This window comes from Sphingobacterium sp. HJSM2_6 (assembly GCF_049316305.1).
GTDB lineage: Bacteria > Bacteroidota > Bacteroidia > Sphingobacteriales > Sphingobacteriaceae > Sphingobacterium.
This window is the reverse complement of the sequence record NZ_JBMOXB010000004.1, coordinates 113829-133935: the sequence shown is the minus strand read 5'-3', so window position 1 is coordinate 133935 and position 20107 is coordinate 113829. Positions and strand designations below refer to the sequence as shown.

The 20107-nt window shown below is 35.1% G+C and carries 18 protein-coding genes; 10 read left to right on the top strand and 8 right to left on the bottom strand.

What is annotated here, in order from left to right:
* Window positions 1-164 precede the first annotated feature (164 nt).
* Genes ACFRAE_RS05445 through ACFRAE_RS05425 form a run of 5 tightly spaced genes read right to left on the bottom strand, consistent with a single transcriptional unit; the run spans window position 165 to window position 3943 of the window.
* Window positions 165-902 carry a zinc ribbon domain-containing protein gene (locus ACFRAE_RS05445; protein ID WP_422796116.1) on the bottom strand — a complete coding sequence of 246 codons (738 nt, stop codon included), beginning with the start codon at window positions 900-902 and terminating at the stop codon, window positions 165-167.
* A complete protein-coding gene (locus ACFRAE_RS05440) occupies window positions 902-1999 on the bottom strand; it encodes a Nif3-like dinuclear metal center hexameric protein (RefSeq protein WP_422796115.1) in 1098 nt (365 codons plus the stop codon). Before ACFRAE_RS05440 ends, ACFRAE_RS05445 begins: the two co-directional genes overlap by 1 nt.
* Complete coding sequence (locus ACFRAE_RS05435; protein WP_422796114.1) at window positions 1989-2474, bottom strand: hypothetical protein; 486 nt, start codon at window positions 2472-2474, stop codon at window positions 1989-1991. The genes ACFRAE_RS05440 and ACFRAE_RS05435 overlap by 11 nt, the downstream gene beginning before the upstream one ends.
* Window positions 2475-3212 carry an alpha/beta hydrolase gene (locus ACFRAE_RS05430; protein WP_422796113.1) on the bottom strand — a complete coding sequence of 246 codons (738 nt, stop codon included), beginning with the start codon at window positions 3210-3212 and terminating at the stop codon, window positions 2475-2477.
* A 17-nt stretch (window positions 3213-3229) separates the two neighbouring features.
* The gene (locus ACFRAE_RS05425) at window positions 3230-3943 is read right to left on the bottom strand and encodes an SAM-dependent methyltransferase (protein WP_422796112.1); all 714 of its coding nucleotides are present in this window, start codon (window positions 3941-3943) and stop codon (window positions 3230-3232) included.
* 226 nt (window positions 3944-4169) lie between these two features.
* Here ACFRAE_RS05425 and apaG point away from each other — a divergent pair, with 226 nt between their 5' ends.
* The 4 genes from apaG (at window position 4170) to ACFRAE_RS05405 (ending at window position 10174) form a co-directional block, all read left to right on the top strand.
* Window positions 4170-4556: a Co2+/Mg2+ efflux protein ApaG gene (gene apaG, locus ACFRAE_RS05420; RefSeq protein ID WP_422796111.1), complete on the top strand. Its 387-nt coding sequence runs from the start codon at window positions 4170-4172 to the stop codon at window positions 4554-4556.
* 101 nt (window positions 4557-4657) lie between these two features.
* On the top strand, window positions 4658-6502 hold the full coding sequence (locus ACFRAE_RS05415) for an ABC-F family ATP-binding cassette domain-containing protein (RefSeq protein ID WP_422796110.1): 1845 nt from the start codon (window positions 4658-4660) through the stop codon (window positions 6500-6502).
* 55 nt (window positions 6503-6557) lie between these two features.
* Window positions 6558-8417, top strand: coding sequence for a tRNA uridine-5-carboxymethylaminomethyl(34) synthesis enzyme MnmG (gene mnmG, locus ACFRAE_RS05410; protein ID WP_422796109.1), 1860 nt, complete (start codon window positions 6558-6560; stop codon window positions 8415-8417).
* Between the two features lie 77 nt (window positions 8418-8494).
* Window positions 8495-10174 (top strand): Ig-like domain-containing domain, encoded by a 1680-nt coding sequence (locus tag ACFRAE_RS05405; RefSeq protein ID WP_422796108.1) that lies wholly within the window; start codon window positions 8495-8497, stop codon window positions 10172-10174.
* Between the two features lies 1 nt (window position 10175).
* Here the strand turns inward: ACFRAE_RS05405 and ACFRAE_RS05400 are convergent, their stop codons facing one another.
* On the bottom strand, window positions 10176-10688 hold the full coding sequence (locus ACFRAE_RS05400; RefSeq protein WP_422796107.1) for a gamma carbonic anhydrase family protein: 513 nt from the start codon (window positions 10686-10688) through the stop codon (window positions 10176-10178).
* A gap of 3 nt (window positions 10689-10691) precedes the next feature.
* Window positions 10692-12284 (bottom strand): L-aspartate oxidase, encoded by a 1593-nt coding sequence (nadB, locus tag ACFRAE_RS05395; RefSeq protein ID WP_422796106.1) that lies wholly within the window; start codon window positions 12282-12284, stop codon window positions 10692-10694.
* A gap of 492 nt (window positions 12285-12776) precedes the next feature.
* Between nadB and nadA the strand changes: the two genes are divergently transcribed.
* From nadA to ACFRAE_RS05380, 3 genes are all read left to right on the top strand, one after another.
* Window positions 12777-13775 (top strand): quinolinate synthase NadA, encoded by a 999-nt coding sequence (nadA, locus tag ACFRAE_RS05390; protein WP_422796105.1) that lies wholly within the window; start codon window positions 12777-12779, stop codon window positions 13773-13775.
* A gap of 9 nt (window positions 13776-13784) precedes the next feature.
* The gene (thiL, locus tag ACFRAE_RS05385; protein ID WP_422796104.1) at window positions 13785-14825 is read left to right on the top strand and encodes a thiamine-phosphate kinase; all 1041 of its coding nucleotides are present in this window, start codon (window positions 13785-13787) and stop codon (window positions 14823-14825) included.
* A gap of 68 nt (window positions 14826-14893) precedes the next feature.
* Window positions 14894-15631: a LuxR C-terminal-related transcriptional regulator gene (locus tag ACFRAE_RS05380; RefSeq protein WP_422796103.1), complete on the top strand. Its 738-nt coding sequence runs from the start codon at window positions 14894-14896 to the stop codon at window positions 15629-15631.
* A 23-nt stretch (window positions 15632-15654) separates the two neighbouring features.
* Here the strand turns inward: ACFRAE_RS05380 and ACFRAE_RS05375 are convergent, their stop codons facing one another.
* On the bottom strand, window positions 15655-17262 hold the full coding sequence (locus ACFRAE_RS05375) for an acyl-CoA carboxylase subunit beta (protein ID WP_422796102.1): 1608 nt from the start codon (window positions 17260-17262) through the stop codon (window positions 15655-15657).
* Window positions 17263-17396: 134 nt separating this feature from the next.
* Here ACFRAE_RS05375 and ACFRAE_RS05370 point away from each other — a divergent pair, with 134 nt between their 5' ends.
* Genes ACFRAE_RS05370 through ACFRAE_RS05360 form a run of 3 tightly spaced genes read left to right on the top strand, consistent with a single transcriptional unit; the run spans window position 17397 to window position 20107 of the window.
* A complete protein-coding gene (locus tag ACFRAE_RS05370) occupies window positions 17397-18545 on the top strand; it encodes an acyl-CoA dehydrogenase family protein (RefSeq protein WP_422796101.1) in 1149 nt (382 codons plus the stop codon).
* Complete coding sequence (locus ACFRAE_RS05365) at window positions 18538-19395, top strand: hydroxymethylglutaryl-CoA lyase (RefSeq protein WP_422796100.1); 858 nt, start codon at window positions 18538-18540, stop codon at window positions 19393-19395. Before ACFRAE_RS05370 ends, ACFRAE_RS05365 begins: the two co-directional genes overlap by 8 nt.
* Window positions 19385-20107 carry an enoyl-CoA hydratase/isomerase family protein gene (locus ACFRAE_RS05360; RefSeq protein ID WP_422796099.1) on the top strand — a complete coding sequence of 241 codons (723 nt, stop codon included), beginning with the start codon at window positions 19385-19387 and terminating at the stop codon, window positions 20105-20107. Before ACFRAE_RS05365 ends, ACFRAE_RS05360 begins: the two co-directional genes overlap by 11 nt.

Below are 20107 nucleotides of genomic sequence, written 5' to 3'. Positions count from 1 at the left end.
TTCGGATCTCCTACCTATTTCTCCGAATGAGATCCGATCAAGATCCGAAGGAGATTCATTGGAGATGTGTCAAAAAGAAAATGATTATTTACCTCATTCCTACATACAAGGGCACAAAAAAAGCCAGTAAGATACTGGCTTTTACAAATTTTTTAAGAAGTTTTCTATGCCTCCTCTGAAGCAATTTCTTCATCAACTAATAAACGACCGCAATGTTCGCAAATAATAATTTTCTTACGTTGACGAATTTCTGACTGCAACTGAGGTGGTATTTTGTTATGACAGCCTGAACAGCTATCACGTTCAATAGATACGACAGCAAGTCCGTTACGGAAAGATCTACGTAATTTCTTGATCACTTTTAACAAACGATCTTCGATTAATTTTTCAGAATCCGTTTCTTCTTTCACTAATTGATCTTCTTCAATTTGAGTTTCTGAAGTAATGGTTTCTAATTCCTTTTGCTTGCCTGCCAATTCGCTTTTGCTGAAATCTACATTGTTTACAGTTGCTTCATAAGCTTCTGATTTACTTTTGATTTCAAATTCAGCTTCACGAATACGTTTTTCACATACTTGAATCTCTAACCCTTGAATTTCAATTTCTTTCGAAATTGCATCGTATTCACGGTTATTCTTCACTTCATTTAATTGTGTTTCGTATTTTTTAATTGCCGCCTGCGCATCTTTGATCATGTTTTTGCGCTTAACAATAGAATCTTCCAATTCATCTAATTCATTACGAATCTTTTCGATACGGGTGTCAAGACCAGCGATTTCATCCTCTAAATCTGCTACCTCAATCGGTAGTTCTCCACGTACTTGGCGTATTTTGTCAATCTTCGTTTCGATAGATTGCCATGCCCATAAAGCTTTTAATTTTTGTTCTACGGTTTGTTCCATTAACTGTAGTATTTTATTGGATTTGTGTCTATTTCTGTCAATAAGACAGCAAAGTTAGCAAATTTTTTCTGAATTATCTCTAACAATAATTCTTGTGTGAATTGTTCGCTTTCATAATGTCCTATATCTGCGATGATAATATCCTCCTCAGCATCAAAGAATTCATGATATTTATAATCGGCCGTAATGAATATATCCGCTCCAGATCGCTTAGCGTCGGCTAATAAAAATCCACCTGCCCCACCACATACGGCAACCCGTTGGATTGGTTTATTAAATAATTTGCTGTGTCGAATGACATTAACTTTTAGTTTATCTTTTAACAAGGCTAAGAAATCTTGTTCTTGCATGGGCGACTGCAGATTCCCAATAGCACCTGATCCAACTTGAGCATGGCTGTTTTCCAAGCTAATCAGGTCATAGGCTACCTCCTCATAAGGATGGGAGGCATACAGTGCCAAAATAAGTTTGCGTTCTAGGTTGGAAGGGAAAATGACTTCTATTTTAGTTTCTTCTACGCGCTCTTGAACACCTATTTCACCAATGCTCGGGTTCGCTCCTGCCAATGGTCTAAAAGTACCGTAGCCCGCTGTATTATAAGAACACTCATCATAAGCACCCACTGATCCGGCCCCGGCATCAAAGAGTGCGCTTCTTACCGCTTCTACATGTGCTCTAGGAACAAAAACAACCAGTTTTTTAAGCAAGTTCTTCTTCGGTTTTAGTACTGCATGTTGCAGCAGTCCCAAACGTTCAGCGATTTTAGAACTAACTCCCCCATAAATATTGTCCAAATTCGTATGTATCGCATAGATTGCAATATCATTTTTTATAGCCTTAAGAATCGTACGTTCGATATAATTCGATCCATTCAATCGCTTTAAACCTGAAAAAATAATGGGATGGTGGGCAATAACTAGATCGCAGCCCTTTGCTATCGCATCATCAATTACCGCTTCCGTACAATCCAATGCGATTAATGCTTTCTCAATCTCTTGATTCGGATGACCGACCAACAAACCGGAATTATCGTAACTCTCTTGATAAGCTAATGGAGCTATGGTTTCTAAATAATTAGTTAACTCACTAATTTTCATCTTCTACTTGATTTTTTTGTTGATTATTTAACCAGATATTGTGTTCTACAATTAAATCTTTAAATTGGTTTATTTTAATCCAATAAAGGATAAAATAAACAAGAACGACGATTAAACACAATAGCTGCACAAAATTGGGGAAGGGAAAGAAACTAACCAAAAATGCCCAAGAATATAACATGCCCGATGAAAACCCAGGATTTTCTTCGACGGCAATTTTACGATCAAAAAATTCATTATTTAACGAATAGGACAATCGCTTAGCCACTTCAAAATTCCAATACATATTAAATAAAGGAATTGCTAAAAACCAAGCTTGATTGGGTATCATCACTTGATTGTCTTTATGAATAAGCATGAGGGTTTTTCGTATGCTATTTGCAAATAACAACCACATCAATAGAATTATTCCATATATAAACACACTCAACCGTTTAAGCTCTTCTAGGAGCTCTGGGGACATTTCTTCTGACATTTATTTTTCTTTTAATAGCACGCTTACTAATTCTTTTGTTTGACTTCGTTGTGGGTTATGATCGCCCAACATGGTCAACGTCTTCCATTGGTATAATTTTGCCCTTTGGTAAAAATAATAGAAATCATCTTTTTCTATATCCTTTTCATAAGTTAGGATATAAGTACTCGGAATTTGTTTTCTTTTCGGATTACTTAAAGAGACTTTTTCTTTCATACTTGCTAAGGGATGGGGCACATCTCTTGGAAATGAATTGTTGTCTTTTTCCCAAAATGGCTCCACATATACTTGGTCCTTACTGTGCATAAGTGCGGCATTGGGGCCATTACTGACAAAAAAATCGATGCTTTCTCCATGTTCAGGAAGAAAGGCATCTAGGTAGATTAATCGTTGTATTCGTTCTGGAATACGGTCCGCAACTGCTGTAATGACCATCCCTCCATAACTATGACCTACTAAAATTACATCCTCCAATTGATCAAATAAAATGGTATTCAAGACATCCTTAACATGAGTACTTAAGTTTACTTGTGGATTAGCCAAGTGAACACGTTCCCCTAAGCCTGTAAGATTTACCCGATAAACTTCTGCTCCTGCTTCTTGTAAGGCTAATGCTGTTTGCTTAAAACTCCATGATCCTCCCCATGCCCCATGCACAAGTACATAGGTCGGTGGTTTTGCCCAAACCATTTGTATGGAAAGTAGGCATATTAACAGGACATATTTGATCATTTTCATGCAATAGCATTAGGAGATTAACTCGCAGAAAGTATAAATATACATGGTTTTTTATGTAAATCTATATTCGTTTTTGACCACATACTTAAGGTTTGGGTAAAAATGTATTCATCTTCCGCTGTTAAATTACAAGCAATACACAGTTTCGTCGTTGGTTTGCCTGTTTTAATCAGATCAATAAGCATTTGGTTATTGCGGTAAGGCGTCTCTATAAAAATATGTGCACTCTGATCTTTAGTACTTTGGGATTCTAACTCTTTTATTTTCTTATTGCGAGCGGCTTTATCAATTGGTAAATAGCCATGAAAAGCAAAGGATTGTCCATTGAAGCCCGAGGCCATCAACCCTAACATAATGGAACTTGGGCCTACCAAAGGAATAACTTGTATCCCCCTTCGATGTGCTTCTGCTACAACATCTGCCCCAGGATCTGCCACTGCAGGACAACCCGCTTCCGACATGAGCCCAAGGTCTGAGCCCGCTGATATGGATTTAAAAACCTGATTAAAATCTAATTTTTCTCTCGCGTGTTTTCCGTAGTCATGAAAAACCAATTCACTTTGAGGCGTTTTCAAGCCAGCTTCTTTTAAAAATTTTCTTGCGGTTTTTTCATTTTCAACAATATATTCTTTTACTTGTTGAATGATGTCTTGGTGCAACCAAGTATAAGAAGCTTTTTCTGAATGTTCAGCTAAGGGAACAGGAATGAGATACAAACAACCTTTTGCCATTTTACAAACCTAGCTAATTTTTACCTATTTATAATTGACATTGAAATTATGAGCTAAAATTACTTCCTCCTATCCATCATAATACAAGAAGCGCTTTTGCTGAAAAAAGTCGAAAATTTTTATTTTTAACCCTAATGTAATATTTATGTCGAAAAACATTATATTCGAGTAAAGAATAGTCTATAAAATTTGCTCAAAATTATACAATTAATATATTTGGCTGACTATGACTACACAGATTACCTCAGGCGTAAAGATTTCAGTTGAATCCACCTATCAATCGGAATATTCCAATCCGGATCAGGGTCATTTTATGTATGCCTATCGGATTACCATTGAAAATCTGAGTGAGCATACGGTACAACTCGTTAGACGGCATTGGAACATCTTTGATTCCATAGGTACTCATAGTCAAGTAGATGGTGATGGGGTGGTTGGAGAACAACCCATATTACAGCCTGGTGATACCCACCAATATGTTTCTGGTTGTAATTTAAAAAGTGAGATGGGTTTTATGGAAGGATACTATGAAATGATTCGTGAAATAGACCATTCCATTTTTCATGTTCATATCCCCAGATTCAATCTGATTGCTTCTTACAGGCATAATTAAGCCCATATTAGTCAATTTACTGTATACTTTTTGTATAATAGAACGCATCCTAACAAATATTTAATAATTTTGTGCTTGGATTATTACGTCAAAACGATAACGTGAGTATTTTAAGCACAGAACAAGTTAGTCATTCATTTAATGATAAATGGCTTTTTACAGATTTACATTTTGCATTGCAAAAAGGAGATCGAGTAGCCTTAGTAGGCATTAATGGAACAGGTAAATCTACCTTATTAAAGATATTGGCTGAAATTATTGTTCCTAACAAGGGCAGGGTCGTAAAAGAAAAAGGCCTAAAAGTAGGATACTTACATCAAGATCCTGATTTTTCCAATTTGAATACGATAAATGATTTCATATTCAGTGCTGAAAATGAACAACAGCAATTAATCAAAGAATATGAACAACTTATTGAAAACCAAGAAGTTGACACAAAACGTTTTTTAGATATCACTGAAAAACTGACCGCATTGAACGCTTGGGAATATGAAAATAATATCAAAACGATTCTAAATCGTTTTCAAATCAGCAATTTCAATCAATCTATAGCAACATTGAGTGGTGGTCAGAAAAAGCGATTAGCATTAGCGAAATTACTTATTGATGAACCTGATATTTATATATTAGATGAGCCAACCAACCACTTGGATATTGAGACCATAGAATGGTTGGAAAAATTGCTGACTACCGGAAAAAAAACAGTTCTACTTGTTTCCCATGACCGTTACTTCTTAGATAATATTTGTACCGAAATTAGGGAGTTAGATCAGGCTCAAATGTTTCTATACAAAGGAAACTACGCCTATTTTCTAGAGAAAAAAGCCGAACGCGAAGCTAACAATATTTTAGCGGCTGATAAGGCTAGAAATCTTTGGAGAAAAGAATTAGATTGGATGCGCAGACAACCCCAGGCTAGAGGAACTAAAGCAAAGGCTCGGATAGAATCGTTTTACGACTTAGAGGAAAAATCTAAAGGTCCTCGCAAAAAAGATCTGGTTGAACTAAGTGTTAAAGTTTCCCGTCAAGGAAACAAAATATTAGAATTGGATCAGGTATCTTGTATACTGCAAGACAAACTGATTATCGAAGATTTTAGTTACATCTTTAAAAAAGGAGACCGTATTGGTTTAGCCGGTAAAAATGGTAGTGGAAAAACAACGTTCTTAAACTTAATTACGGGCCATCTCTCCCCTACCTCAGGAACGATCGATGTTGGGGAAACAACAAAATATGGCTACTATAAACAAGAGGGATTAGCTGCTAAAAACAACGAACGAGTATTAGATGTGGTAAAGAATATAGCTGACTACATCGAAATGAAAAATGGAGAAGTAATTACAGCCTCCCAATTGTTAACCAAATTTTTATTTCCTCCGGAAAAACAATTTGGTATGGTTCAGAAATTGAGCGGTGGAGAAAGAAAACGATTACAGCTAATGCGTGTGCTCATGGCGAATCCTAACTTTCTTATACTCGATGAGCCATCAAATGATTTAGACATCGACACATTAAATGTACTGGAAGAATTTTTAGAAAACTTTCCAGGTATCCTAATCTTAGTTTCACACGATCGATATTTACTAGACAAACTTACTGAACAGTTATTTATTTTTAAAGGCAATGCAGAGGTTATCATTTACAACGGTAATTATGCAGATTTCAAATTAGAACAAGAAGTTTTAAATAAAAAACCGGAAAAGAAAGTCGAAGAACCAAAACCGGTTGAGAAAAAACAGAAGATCAGTTTTAAAGAACAAAAAGAATTTGAAAATTTAGAAAAAGAAATAGAAGATCTAGAACTAGAGATACAAAAAAATACGATAAAACTATCTGAATCCAGCGACCACATTGAGTTACAAAAAATCGCTGAACAGGTGGAATTATTAAAAAACAATTTAGAAACAAAGTCTGAGCGCTGGCTTGCTTTGGCAGAATTAATGTAAGATAGTTTCACGTGAAACTTCCAAAAGAGTTCCACGTGAAACCAGAACAAAGAATATGTTTAAAAGATATAATGTTATTGTCGTTGGTGCGGGACACGCAGGCTGTGAGGCAGCAGCTGCGGCGGCAAACTTAGGTTCATCCGTCTTGTTGATCACTATGAATATGGGAGTAATTGCACAAATGAGTTGCAACCCAGCCATAGGTGGTGTAGCTAAAGGACAAATCGTTCGTGAAATAGACGCGATGGGTGGATATACTGGAATAATTGCAGATAAATCAACTATACAATTCCGCATGCTCAACCTGTCTAAAGGACCGGCTATGTGGAGTCCAAGAACTCAAAACGACCGAATGCGTTTTGCTGAAGAATGGAGATTACAATTGGAATCCATCCCTACTTTAGATATGTGGCAGGATACCGTAAAAGAAGTTATTGTAGAAGGCGATAGAGCAGCTGGAGTGGTAACCTCACTAGGTATACGCATAGAGGCAGATGCCGTGGTACTAACCAATGGTACTTTCTTAAATGGCGTAATACATATCGGTGAGAAAAAGTTTGGCGGAGGTCGTACAGGTGAAAAGTCTGTATCCGGCTTAACTGAACAATTGGAATCCTTGGGTTTTGAATCAGGCCGTATGAAAACGGGTACTCCCCCTCGAATCGATGGAAGGAGTTTAAATTATAGCCTGATGGAAGAACAATGGGGCGATACGAATAAAGGAAAATTTTCTTATACCAATGTAAAGATGCCAACAGAACAACGCTGTTGTTGGATCACCTATACCAATGAGAAAGTTCACGACATATTAAGAACAGGTTTCGAAAAGTCTCCCATGTTTACGGGACGAATCAAAGGTTTAGGCCCAAGGTACTGTCCATCCATAGAGGATAAAATCAATCGATTTGCAGAGCGAGATCGTCATCAAATATTTGTCGAACCCGAAGGGTTCAATACGGTAGAAATCTATGTCAATGGATTTTCCACTTCCCTTCCAGAAGATGTACAATTAAAAGCATTGCAATTAATACCAGGTTTCGAACAAGCCAAAATGTATAGACCAGGATACGCCATCGAATACGACTACTTCCCTCCTATGCAATTGGATTTGACATTAGAAACATTGCGTATAAAACACTTGTTTTTTGCCGGTCAAATAAATGGTACCACCGGTTATGAGGAGGCCGCAGCACAAGGATTCGTAGCTGGTATTAATGCACATCAACGGATAAATGATTTACATGAGTTAACATTAAAAAGATCCGAATCGTATATCGGAGTTTTAATTGATGATTTAGTTACGAAAGGAACAGAAGAACCTTATCGAATGTTTACTTCTCGTGCTGAACATAGACTACTGCTACGTCAAGATAATGCGGATATTAGGCTCACCCCTATAGCGCATAAATTAGGATTGGTTTCTGATGAACGTTTAAAAATCGTTGAAGAGAAAATTGAAAATTCGGATCAAATTGTAAATTACTTAAAAAATAATTCGGTCGCTGCAGAAGAGATGAATCTTGTTTTAGAAGGAAAAGGCTCGTCTAGTATAAATCAAAAAACAAGGTTATTCAATATATTGAGTAGACCTCAAATAAGTATAGCTGATTTACAAGAGGCTGATTTAAATTTCAGAAACTACTTAACGCAATTTGATGCTGATACGATAGAACAGGCAGAAATAAAAGTTAAATACGATAGTTATTTTGAAAAAGAAATGGAAATCGTAAATAAAATGAAAAAAATGGAGGATAAAGAAATCAATCCTGATTTTGATTATAATTCATTAATTTCATTATCCATAGAAGCCCGTCAAAAATTATTAAAGGTAAAACCTAGAACTTTGGGACAAGCCTCAAGAATTTCAGGTGTATCACCAGCAGATATTAGTGTTTTGATGGTTCATATTAGTTAAAACACTGTATATCAATAGTTTAGTAAAATATAAAAAAGGTTTAATATAAAGCGGTATAAGAAACAATTATTATTTTTATGATTAGAACTTCCAAAAAATTATCAAATAGCTTAAATCGCTTAAAAAGCATATTAAAAGAAAAGTGGGCTATATTTCCTATTATTTTGGTAATCTGCTTGAGTTTCACCCAATGTGCCAATATGCAAAAACCTACAGGAGGTCCAAAAGATTCTTTACCACCTAAACTATTGGGAGAAACGCCATTAAACCTGGGAACAAATTTTAAGGAGAAAACTATCGTCTTAACATTTGATGAGTTTATTAAAACAACCAATCAACAAAAAGAATTTACCATATCTCCTGATGTTAGTTTGCCTTTAACTTATAAAATCAAAAAGAAAAGTCTACATATCTTGTTGCCCGATTCCTTGGAAAACAATACAACCTATACCATCAACCTCGGTAAAGGCTTGGTCGATTATAATGAGGGTAATCCATTATTAAACTATACCTATGTTTTTGCTACAGGACCTGAACTAGATTCCTTAAGTATTTCAGGAAAAGTAAGTAATGGATATACACAAACATTTGATTTGGCCAAAGATAAAGACGTAATAGCTATCTTAATACCAACGAGCAAAGACAGTACCTTTGGTAAGAAAAAGGCTTCCTACTATTCGGCAATTGACTCTACTGGAAACTTTAAGTTTAATAATTTAAGAGAAGATACGTATAGAATCTATGCGCTTAAAGACATCAATAATGATAAAATTTATAATGGTGGTGATGAATGGATCGGATTTTTAAATGATAGTATTTTCTTAAATCAGAATATTAGCAATATCAATCTATCGTATACAAAAGGTACAAATGCGAAATATAGAAATTTAGAAAAGAAAATCGATCAAGATGGATCATTATTGCTCGTATTCAATAGACCAATAGAAGATCCCAGCATTAAGATTATCGACCCGGTAGATTATGATAGCAAAAAGTTACTAAGGTTTAACACGAATAAAGATACGGCTCGGTTATATTTTGAAAAATTGGATTTTGATTCTTTAAAGTTAGAATTAACGGAATTAAATCAAATCCTAGATACCATCATCTATAAAAAAGCTAGAAACTTAAAGACAGATCAAACGATTGTACCTAAACTAAATATTAGCAATAAAGTAGATCGTGTAAAACACATAGAAATAAGTTCCTCCTACCCCATCAGTAGCATTGATAAGAATAAAGTAATCTTAAAAGAAGATTCGGTATCCAAAAGAAACTTTCAATTGCAACAAGATTCGGTCAACAAAGAATTATACCATGTACGCTATAATTGGAAAGCAAAAACTAATTACGAACTCGTATTAGAAGAAAAAGCAATTTTAGGTCCATATAATGAAAGCAATAAGGAATTTAAAACATTATTTACTTTAAATGATGCTGCTAATTATGGCGATATTAACCTGACATTCACTGGATTAAACGACAGTAGCCATTACCTTATTGAATTAATCGATGAGAAAAAAGAAACAATCTACGATAAACGTATTATTCCAGCATCTAGAAAAATAGCCTATCTTCAGTATCCTGGAGCGAAATACAGCTTAAGAATAATTGAGGACCGTAATAATAATGGTAAATGGGATTCTGGTGATGTTTATAAGCGCGTACAGGCCGAAAGACTATGGTATTTGGATAGAACCTTCACTATACGTGCAAACTGGGAACAAAATGAAACTATTGATGTAAGCTTTAAATAATTTACTCGTTAAACCAAGAACTATAGAGTACATAATTATGGGGTAATTGCTGCAATAAATTAAGTTGATCTGCACTGAGGGGTTTAATCTTTTTTGCAGGAATGCCAGCATATAGGAACCCAGACTCACAAATCGTATTTTCCAATACAACAGCACCAGCAGCAATAATTACATGGGATTGAATATGTGCTTTATCCATCACAATAGCTCCCATACCAATCAACACATAATCATCTATTTTACAACCATGAACTAGTGCATTGTGTCCTACGTTTACATAGTTACCGATATCCGTTCCATTTTTTAAATAAGTTCCATGAATCGTTACATTATCTTGAATATTGCTATATGAACCAATTCGTATATAATTCACATCTCCCCGAATTACGGCATTGAACCATACAGAACAATGATCCGCTATTTGCACATCGCCAATGATACTTGCATTATCAGCAATAAAACAATCTTCTTGTATACTTGGATAAACTCCTTTAACGGGTAATATCAGTGCCATAAATTATAAAATAGTATCTTCTAAAGTTTGTGAGTGATTAGGATAATCCGTAGTATAGTGTAATCCCCTACTTTCTTTACGCTGCATGGCTGATTTAACAACTAAATACGCGACCTGAATAACATTTCTAAGCTCACAAAGTTTAATGGATAATTTGGTGTTTTTATAAAACATTTCCGTCTCTTCATACAATAAACCTAATCGACGCATCGCTCGCTCTAAACGAAAATCAGAACGTACAATACCTACATAATCACTCATTAATTTTTGAGTTTCACGTAAATTATGAGTTACCAGGATATCTTCATTTGATAATTGGGTATTAGAATCATCCCAAGAAGGAACATGATCTTGAAAATCAATAGCAGCAATATGTAATTTCGCATTTTCAAAAATACGGTGCGCATAGACTGCTGCTTCAAGTAAAGAATTGGATGCCAAACGATTAGCACCATGAAGTCCGGTAGAAGAACATTCTCCACATGCGTATAAATTTTTTATTGTAGTGGCACCATATTCATCCACTAAGATACCCCCACATAAATAATGTGCGGTAGGTGATACCGGTATAAAATCTTTACATAAATCTAAACCAATGGAAAGGCATTTTTCATAGATATTAGGAAAATGCGATAATAAATCTGCCTTGGCACGATGGGTAATATCTAGGTAAACATAATCTAAACCTGAAATCTTCATTTCAGCATCTATCGCACGAGCCACAATATCTCTTGGCGCTAATGATCCTCTTTCATCGTATTCCTCCATAAAGGATTCACCATTCGCACGACGAAGAATGCCACCAAAGCCTCGTACCGCTTCAGAAATTAAAAATGCTGGATATTCCCGGGGATTATATAATCCAGTAGGATGAAATTGGATAAATTCCATATTTCTTACCTTACCTTTTGCCCGGTAAACCATCGCAATACCATCACCAGTAGCAATCGTTGGATTAGTGGTACTACTGTATATATGACCAGCACCACCCGTTGCCATTAAGGTTATTTTAGAAAGAATCTTTTCGACTTGTTTAGTTTGGGAATTTAAGGCATATATGCCATAGCAATTGATATTTTCCGAGCGTTTATCCACATGTATACCCAAATGATGTTGGGTAATTAAATCAACCGCAAAGTAATGGGTTAAAATCTCAATGTTAGGTTCGGCATGTATACGTTCCAATAAGGCACGTTCTATCTCATAACCAGTGATATCTTTATAATGAAGAATACGATGCATGGAATGTCCTCCCTCTTTCGCTAAATCATATTCTCCGGAATCTTCTTTATCAAATGAAGTACCATACTCGATTAATTCAGCAATACGAGCTGGACCCTCTTTCACCACGTTTTCCACAATTTGTGTATCACACAAACCATCTCCTGCAATTAAAGTATCATTAATATGTTTATCAAAACTATCAGTTTCATCAGTCACAACAGCTACTCCACCTTGGGCATACTTTGTATTCGATTCATCTTCATTGGATTTCGTCACGATTAAGACCTTTCCTAATTTAGCAGCCTTTAAGGCAAAACTTAAACCAGCAATTCCAGACCCTACAATTAAAAAATCTACTTTTCTATCCAACATGTAATTCTATTATTCTAAATCTTGATTAAATACTAATAAGCCAACAAATTAACAAAATATGTGCAAAACATGTAAATAACTCGTTAATTAAAATTGAAAACTTCTTTTTATTCCACACATTTGGCAATTTCCACACAAGTTTCTATAATCTCTTCAGAGAAAATGAGGACTATATTAACAATTACCAACTAATAAATCATACACATAAAATTATGGAAAAAATAAAAGGCCAAATGAGAGTAGCTTGATAATCAGTATAAAAGCTATAAGCAACTGTGGATAACTTGTTAATAAATACCCAAAAATCACTAAAAAAAATTAAATTCTCTCATTTTATCCCCATTATCCACACACTAATAAACAATAAGATTCCTTTTTAAAAAAAGAATTATTAATTATTGAAAAAAAGGAATGTGGAATTCGTTTCATTTTCTTTGTTTACTTTTGTATTCTCGATCAGTCAAACTTGAGATATCAATTTAGAAAATCCAGATGAATACAACTATTGAAACAGACTTAGAAGCTAAAGGTTTTATCGATATCCCTGTGGATCCTACATTGGATTTGGTCGATGAAATCAAGCGGCTGAAAAAAGAAAAAAATGCCGTGATATTAGCGCATTATTACCAAGAATCAGAGATTCAGGATATAGCGGATTATATCGGTGATAGTTTAGGATTATCGCAGCAAGCCGCGAAAACAGATGCCGATGTTATTGTTTTTGCTGGTGTACATTTTATGGCAGAAACAGCAAAAATATTATCACCTAGCAAGAAGGTATTACTACCAGATTTAAAAGCAGGATGTTCATTATCAGATAGTTGTCCACCACATTTGTTTGCTAAATTTAAGGAGAAATATCCCGATCATCTGGTGATTACCTATGTGAACTGTACAGCCGAATTAAAGGCTTTGTCGGATATAGTTTGTACTTCCAGTAATGCAGTACAAATCGTAGAAAGTTTACCCCTAGATCAAAAGATTATATTTGGTCCAGATCGGAATCTTGGCGCATATGTACAAAAGAAAACGGGCCGAGATTTAGTACTTTGGAATGGAGCATGTATGGTTCATGAGATCTTTTCACAAGAACGCATTGAACAACTTCGATTGGAATATCCGGAGGCAAAGTTCATTGCACATCCTGAATGTGAAGATCATATTTTAGCTCAAGCAGATTATATTGGATCTACTTCAGGTATGTTGAAATATACGATTGAAAATGAGGCAAATTCATTTATCGTTGCTACAGAATCTGGAATTTTACATCAGATGCAAAAGTCTAGTCCAACGAAAACATTCATTCCAGCACCTCCAAATAACCTTTGTGCTTGTAATGATTGTCCGCACATGAAGTTAAACACCTTGGAAAAATTATACAACTGTTTACTTTTTGAACAACCGGAAATTAATTTACCTGCTGATATTATACAAAGAGCCCAAAAACCTATCGAGCGCATGCTTGATATTTCGGCTAAACTAGGATTATAAAAGAAGAATATGTTTGATAATAAAGATAGAACAGATATACAAGAATTAGGTGAGTTTGGTTTAATCAAACATTTGACGGAACATATTGAATTAAAGCAAGCTAGTTCTATAAAAGGTATCGGAGACGATGCTGCAGTATTGGATTTTTCGAATACAAAAACATTAATATCTACTGATTTATTACTTGAAAATGTACATTTTGATTTAAGGTATGTTCCTTTAAAACATTTAGGGTATAAAGCTGTTCAAGTGAATTTAAGTGATATCTATGCCATGAATGCCATGGCTTCGCAAATAACGCTCTCCATAGGCATGTCTTCTAAATTTCCACTTGAAGCAGTCGAAGAAATATATGAAGGAGCTTTAATCGCTTGCGAAAAATATCAGGTTGATCTTGTAGGTGGTGATACCAGCTCCTCTACCCAAGGTTTGGTATTATCGGTGACTAGTATTGGTCATGCTGAAGAACATAAAATAGCCTATCGTTCGGGAGCAAAGGTTGGGGACTTAATCTGTGTTTCTGGTGATTTAGGAGCTGCTTACGTAGGTCTTCAATTATTGGAACGGGAAAAGAAGATATACTTGGAAAATCCGAATATTCAACCCGATTTAGAAGGAAAGGATTACATTGTGGAAAGACAGTTAAAACCGGAATCAAGAAAAGATATCGTCGAGTTATTAGCATTTTTAGAGGTTCAACCACATGCTATGATTGATGTTTCTGATGGTTTAGCTTCTGAAATAATACATATTTGCAAAGCTTCTGCAGTGGGTTGTAAACTTTATGAGGAAAAAATTCCTATTGATCCAATGACTTACGAAACGGCTAGAGAATTTGGATTAGACCCAACAGTTTGTGCATTAAATGGTGGTGAAGATTATGAACTATTATTTACCATTGATCAAAAGGATTACGATAAAGTTAAAAATCAATTGGACTTTACGATAATTGGGCATATTACTGAAGCGAATGAGGGATTGCAGTTAATTTCTAAATCTGGTAATGTTCATGAAATAAAATCACAAGGATGGAACGCTTTTCAAGCGTAATAAAATTAACTCAGATATATTTGATTAGATTTTTAATTATATTTGGTTAACCAAAATTTTATTAACCATTGGACTGGAAGGACTTTTTGAATTCAGCTGATTTATTATTGAAGGACCTAAGTTCTCAAGGTAATAAAGCATTTAATAATAATCTAAATTTAAAATTAGACACCTACTATTTTATTTTCGATTGTATCGATCCTAAAATATTGAGTGTATCTGAGGATTTACCAAAAGTATTAGGTTATCAATCTGAGGATTTCACCATACATTTATTTTTTAATAGTATACATCCGGAGGATAAGGATATATTCATGCGTCATGAGCAAGAAGCATTGAACTTTTGTTTAAAGCTTCCATTAGGGAAGCAAAAGAATTATAAAATAGTTCATGATTATCGACTGAAGAAAAAAGATGGTACTTATATTCGTGTTTTACAACAAACAGTAGCTTATGAAATTAATGAAAGCTGTGTTTTAAAAACCATCATTCAACATACCGATATTAGCACGATTAAGACTTCAGGTGAATCGGAATTGCATTTTATTGATTTAGTAGGAAATGAATCGGTGTATAAAGTTCAGGTTTCTTATTTGAATACTAATTTGCAACATATTCAATTTACAAAAAGAGAAAAGGATATTTTAAAATTATTGGATAAAGCTTGGACTAGTGAAAAAATAGCTGAAAAATTATTCATTTCCGTACATACGGTACGAACTCATCGTAAAAATTTATTAAAGAAAATTGGTTGTGATAATACAATTGAATTGTTAAAGTTGGTAAAAAGCCTTAATGTTCTTTAATTGGTACTGTAAGTTAATTATGATTAGGTTTGAATAACACCTACATTGTATTTTGCTAAGTGTTGCTGATGGGTTGCCGCCTCAATACCCATGGAAATGATTTTTCTAGTTTCTATGGGATCAATTACCCCATCTACCCATAGTCGAGATGCTGCATAGTAAGGACTCAATTGTTTTTTATAGGTTTCTTCTATTTCTTGTAATAATTTGTTTTTATCTTCAAGTGATAGGTTTATATTTTTTGATTTTAAAGTAGCTTCTTGGATTTGAACTAGTGTTTTTCCTGCAGATGCTCCACTCATGACGGCGATTTGTGCAGTAGGCCAAGCATAGATAAATCTTGGATCAAAAGCTTTACCACACATGGCATAATTACCAGCGCCATAACTATTTCCAATAATAAAGGTAAATTTTGGAACGATGGAATTCGCCATAGCATTCACTAATTTAGCACCATCTTTAATAATTCCGCCTTGTTCTGCACGTGATCCAACCATAAATCCTGTGATGTCTTGGAAAAATACAAGGGGTATTTTTTGTTGATTACAGTTCATAATGAATCGAGCAGCTTTATCTGCAGAATCGGAATAGATCACCCCTCCCATTTGCATTTCAGTAGTATTACCTGGCTTTTTCGCTTTTACGACTTCCCTTTGATTCGCCACGATGCCTACAGCCCATCCATCAATGCGTGCTAATGCACATATAATCGTTTTTCCGTAATCCTTTTTATATTCTTCTAAGGAATCCCTATCTACAATACTTTTTAACACCTCGAGCATGTTATAGGGTTTTAATCGATCTTCGGGTAAATACTGATATAGCTGTGAAATAGGATATTCTGGTTCAAGGGCAGCTATTTTACTGTATTGAATTTTAGGATTTTCAGCAAATTTATCAACGATATTTTTAATCGCATCTAAACAGGTTGGATCGTTTGGGTATTTATTATCTGTTACTCCTGATATTTCACTATGTACTGTTGCACCTCCCAAGGATTCATTATCTATTTGTTCGCCAATGGATGATTTCACCAAATAGGAACCTGCGAGAAAAACAGATCCAGTACCTTCTACAATAAGGGCATAATCGGACATGATGGGTAAATAGGCTCCACCTGCTACGCAGGAACCCATGATTGCAGCTAATTGTGGTATTCCTAAAGAGGATATATGTGCATTGTTTCTGAATATTCTTCCAAAATGTTCTTTATCTGGAAATATTTCATCTTGCAAAGGAAGAAATACGCCTGCAGAATCGACTAAATAGATAATGGGAATATGATTTTCAATTGCTATTTCTTGTGCTCTAAGGTTTTTTTTGCAGGTCATAGGAAACCACGCTCCTGCTTTTACAGATGCATCATTGGAAACTACGATACATAATCTATTTTTTACATAACCCATGACGACCAATACAGCAGCATTTGGGCAGCCTCCATGTTCTTCATATTGACCATCTGCAGCGAAGGAACCAATTTCAATAGCAGGTCTATCGGAATCCAATAAGTATTCTACTCGCTCCCAGGCAGTCATTTTTCCTTTTTCCTTTTGTTTTTCCAACTTATCTAAACCTCCTCCTTGTTTTAAGAGATCATATTTTTGGTAATACTCATGAAGTAAGTTGATCATGTTAATTTAATATTATGTAAATTTTATTGGTTATATCTGTTAAATTATTTTAAATATCATAAAATAATATTAGTTTTTTATAATATTTGTAAAATAATTTGCTAACCCAAGAATAAACATTTTAAAATTAAATTATGCTATACGTAAGCTCTGACGAACAATTAGCTATGATTAAAGAGACTGCTCGTGATTTCGCTCATTTGCATATCAAACCCTTTATCATGGAATGGGATGAATCCCAAAAATTTCCTATAGAATTATTTAAAAAATTAGGAGATCAAGGATTTATGGGAATTCTTATTCCTGAAAATTATGGAGGTTCCGGTATGGGTTATCAGGCTTATATTACTATTCTAGATGAGATTTCTAAGGTATGTGGTTCCATAGGTTTATCTGTTGCTGCACATAATTCTTTATGTAGTAATCATATTTTATCATTTGCAAATGAGGAACAAAAGCAAAAGTATCTTCCAAAACTGGCTTCTGCAGAATGGATTGGTGCTTGGGGATTGACAGAAACGGAATCTGGGTCTGATGCTGGTGGATTAAGCACGACTGCTGTAAGTGATGGGGATTATTTTATTTTGAATGGATCAAAAATGTTCATTACGCATGCTATTTCTGGTGATGTCGCTGTGGTTATGGCAAGAACAGGTGAAAAAGGTGATAAAAGGGGTATTTCGGCGTTTATCGTCGAAAAAGGAACGGCAGGATTTTCCGCAGGTGGGAAGATTAATAAATTGGGCATGAGGGCTTCAGAAACGGGTAGTTTGTTTTTCGATCAATGTAGGATTCATAAGGACCAACTGATAGGGGAAATAGGCGATGGTTTTGTTCAAGCTTTAAAATTGTTGGATGGGGGAAGAATATCGATTGCGGCACTTTCTTTAGGAATTGCCCGAGGAGCTTATGAATGTGCATTAAAATATGCGAATGAACGAGAACAATTTAAAACTAAAATTTTTGATTTTCAAGCGGTTGGTTTTAATTTAGCAGATATGGCGACGAAAATAAATGCAGCTGAGTTACTGATTCGTCAAGCGGGATCATTGAAAGATAATCATCAGAAAGTTACGAAGGAAGGTGCGATGGCTAAACTTTATGCCTCAGAAATAGCTGTTGAAATTTCAAATGATGCTGTGCAAATATTAGGTGGCTATGGGTTTACCAAGGATTTCCCGGCAGAGAAATTTTTTAGGGATGCCAAATTATGTACTATAGGAGAAGGAACAAGTTCTATTCAACGCATGGTTATTGCAAGAGAAATAAAAAAAGATGTCTAATAATTCTGAAATAAAGATAATTGATTGTCCTCGGGATGCTTTACAAGGTATTAAAACCTGGTTGCCAACGGAAAATAAAATAGCCTATATCAACCAATTAATCGCATCTGGATTGTTTTCTACTATTGATTTTGGAAGTTTTGTCTCTCCACATGCAGTACCTCAAATGAAAGATTCTGGGGAAGTTTTGGAGGGCTTGATAAAAAGGGATGGCGTAGAATTATCTGCAGTTATTGCTAATAAAAGAGGATTGGATATTGCTGTTACTTATGATTCTCTAGATAGGGTAGGTTTTCCATTTTCTATATCAGAAACCTTTCAACAAAGAAATACCAATAAGGGTATTGTTGAAGCGGTTGAAACTCTTAACTACATCTTAGAAGTATTATCGACGAGGAATAAACTACATTTAGTGGTATATATCTCCATGGCTTTTGGAAATCCTTACGAGGATCCTTGGAGCTATGACTTGGTATTATCCTGGATACATCAGTTAAAAAATATGGGGGTAAATAGATTTTCGATAGCCGATACAACTTCGGAAGCAAACCCGACGCAGATCAATGAACTATTTCGTCGAATTCATCAAGATTTTCCAACGTTGGATGTAAGTGCTCATTTTCATTCTTCAGCAGCGATGGCATTAAGTAAAATAGAAGCAGCCTATGATGCGGGTTGTCGGTCTTTTGAAGGGGCTATTCTAGGATATGGGGGCTGTCCATTTGCCCAGGATGAATTGGTAGGTAATATTTCCTCCGAATTATTATTGAAACATTTTAATCTAGCAGATGATGCTGAAACTGGACCTTTAGTGAAGGAATTTCAAAAATTGATAAGCCATGCTGTATAAACTGATTAAAACGGAAGTTCAAAATCATGTGTATTATTTGATTTTAAACCGGGATGAAAAGCGAAATGCTTTTAATCTTAGAATGTTGGAAGAAATCGCACAGGCACTGAAGGAAGCAGCTCAGAATGAGGATGTAAAAGTATTGGTCATTCAAGCTAGGGGAAAGGTTTTTTGTGCTGGTATGGATTTAAAGGGTTTCCACGAATCGTCTTCTGCAGATGAAAGGGCTGAATCGGATCAGTTATCGCTAGCGGCACTATTAGATCAATTTAATAAACCGAGTATTGCTGTGGTCGAAGGCGATGTTATTGCTGGGGGTTTTCTGTTTATTTTGGGTTGTACCTATGTATTTGCAAGAAAGAATGTTCGATTTAAACTTCCTGAAATTGAATTGGGATTATTTCCTTTTCAAGTAATGGCTGGTTTATTACGCGTAATGCCTGAAAAAAAGGCTTTACAGCTTTGTTTGAATACCGAATATTTTAATGTTGAAAAGGCAATTTCCTTTGGTATAGTAGACACAGAATTGGATAGGCAATCTTTGGATGAGCTGATTGCAAGTTTTGCTAATCTGGATTTATTGGCAGTAGTCGCTGGGTTCAAGGCTACAAAAGAGTTGCGAACGATGGAATATAGCAAGCAGTATGATTTTCTCTTATCGTGCTTGAATCAACTTAAAGAAAATAGCTTAAAGAAAACCTTGGAAAAATAA

Coding starts and splice junctions, on each gene's coding strand:
- ACFRAE_RS05445 (WP_422796116.1), bottom strand. CDS start 902: ATGGAACAAACCGTAGAACAAAAATTAAAAGCTTTATGGGCATGGCAA.
- nadB (WP_422796106.1), bottom strand. CDS start 12,284: ATGTTGGATAGAAAAGTAGATTTTTTAATTGTAGGGTCTGGAATTGCT.
- ACFRAE_RS05425 (WP_422796112.1), bottom strand. CDS start 3,943: ATGGCAAAAGGTTGTTTGTATCTCATTCCTGTTCCCTTAGCTGAACAT.
- ACFRAE_RS05435 (WP_422796114.1), bottom strand. CDS start 2,474: ATGTCAGAAGAAATGTCCCCAGAGCTCCTAGAAGAGCTTAAACGGTTG.
- ACFRAE_RS05440 (WP_422796115.1), bottom strand. CDS start 1,999: ATGAAAATTAGTGAGTTAACTAATTATTTAGAAACCATAGCTCCATTA.
- mnmG (WP_422796109.1), top strand. CDS start 6,558: ATGTTTAAAAGATATAATGTTATTGTCGTTGGTGCGGGACACGCAGGC.
- ACFRAE_RS05405 (WP_422796108.1), top strand. CDS start 8,495: ATGATTAGAACTTCCAAAAAATTATCAAATAGCTTAAATCGCTTAAAA.
- apaG (WP_422796111.1), top strand. CDS start 4,170: ATGACTACACAGATTACCTCAGGCGTAAAGATTTCAGTTGAATCCACC.
- ACFRAE_RS05400 (WP_422796107.1), bottom strand. CDS start 10,688: ATGGCACTGATATTACCCGTTAAAGGAGTTTATCCAAGTATACAAGAA.
- ACFRAE_RS05360 (WP_422796099.1), top strand. CDS start 19,385: ATGCTGTATAAACTGATTAAAACGGAAGTTCAAAATCATGTGTATTAT.
- thiL (WP_422796104.1), top strand. CDS start 13,785: ATGTTTGATAATAAAGATAGAACAGATATACAAGAATTAGGTGAGTTT.
- ACFRAE_RS05375 (WP_422796102.1), bottom strand. CDS start 17,262: ATGATCAACTTACTTCATGAGTATTACCAAAAATATGATCTCTTAAAA.
- ACFRAE_RS05365 (WP_422796100.1), top strand. CDS start 18,538: ATGTCTAATAATTCTGAAATAAAGATAATTGATTGTCCTCGGGATGCT.
- ACFRAE_RS05430 (WP_422796113.1), bottom strand. CDS start 3,212: ATGAAAATGATCAAATATGTCCTGTTAATATGCCTACTTTCCATACAA.
- nadA (WP_422796105.1), top strand. CDS start 12,777: ATGAATACAACTATTGAAACAGACTTAGAAGCTAAAGGTTTTATCGAT.
- ACFRAE_RS05370 (WP_422796101.1), top strand. CDS start 17,397: ATGCTATACGTAAGCTCTGACGAACAATTAGCTATGATTAAAGAGACT.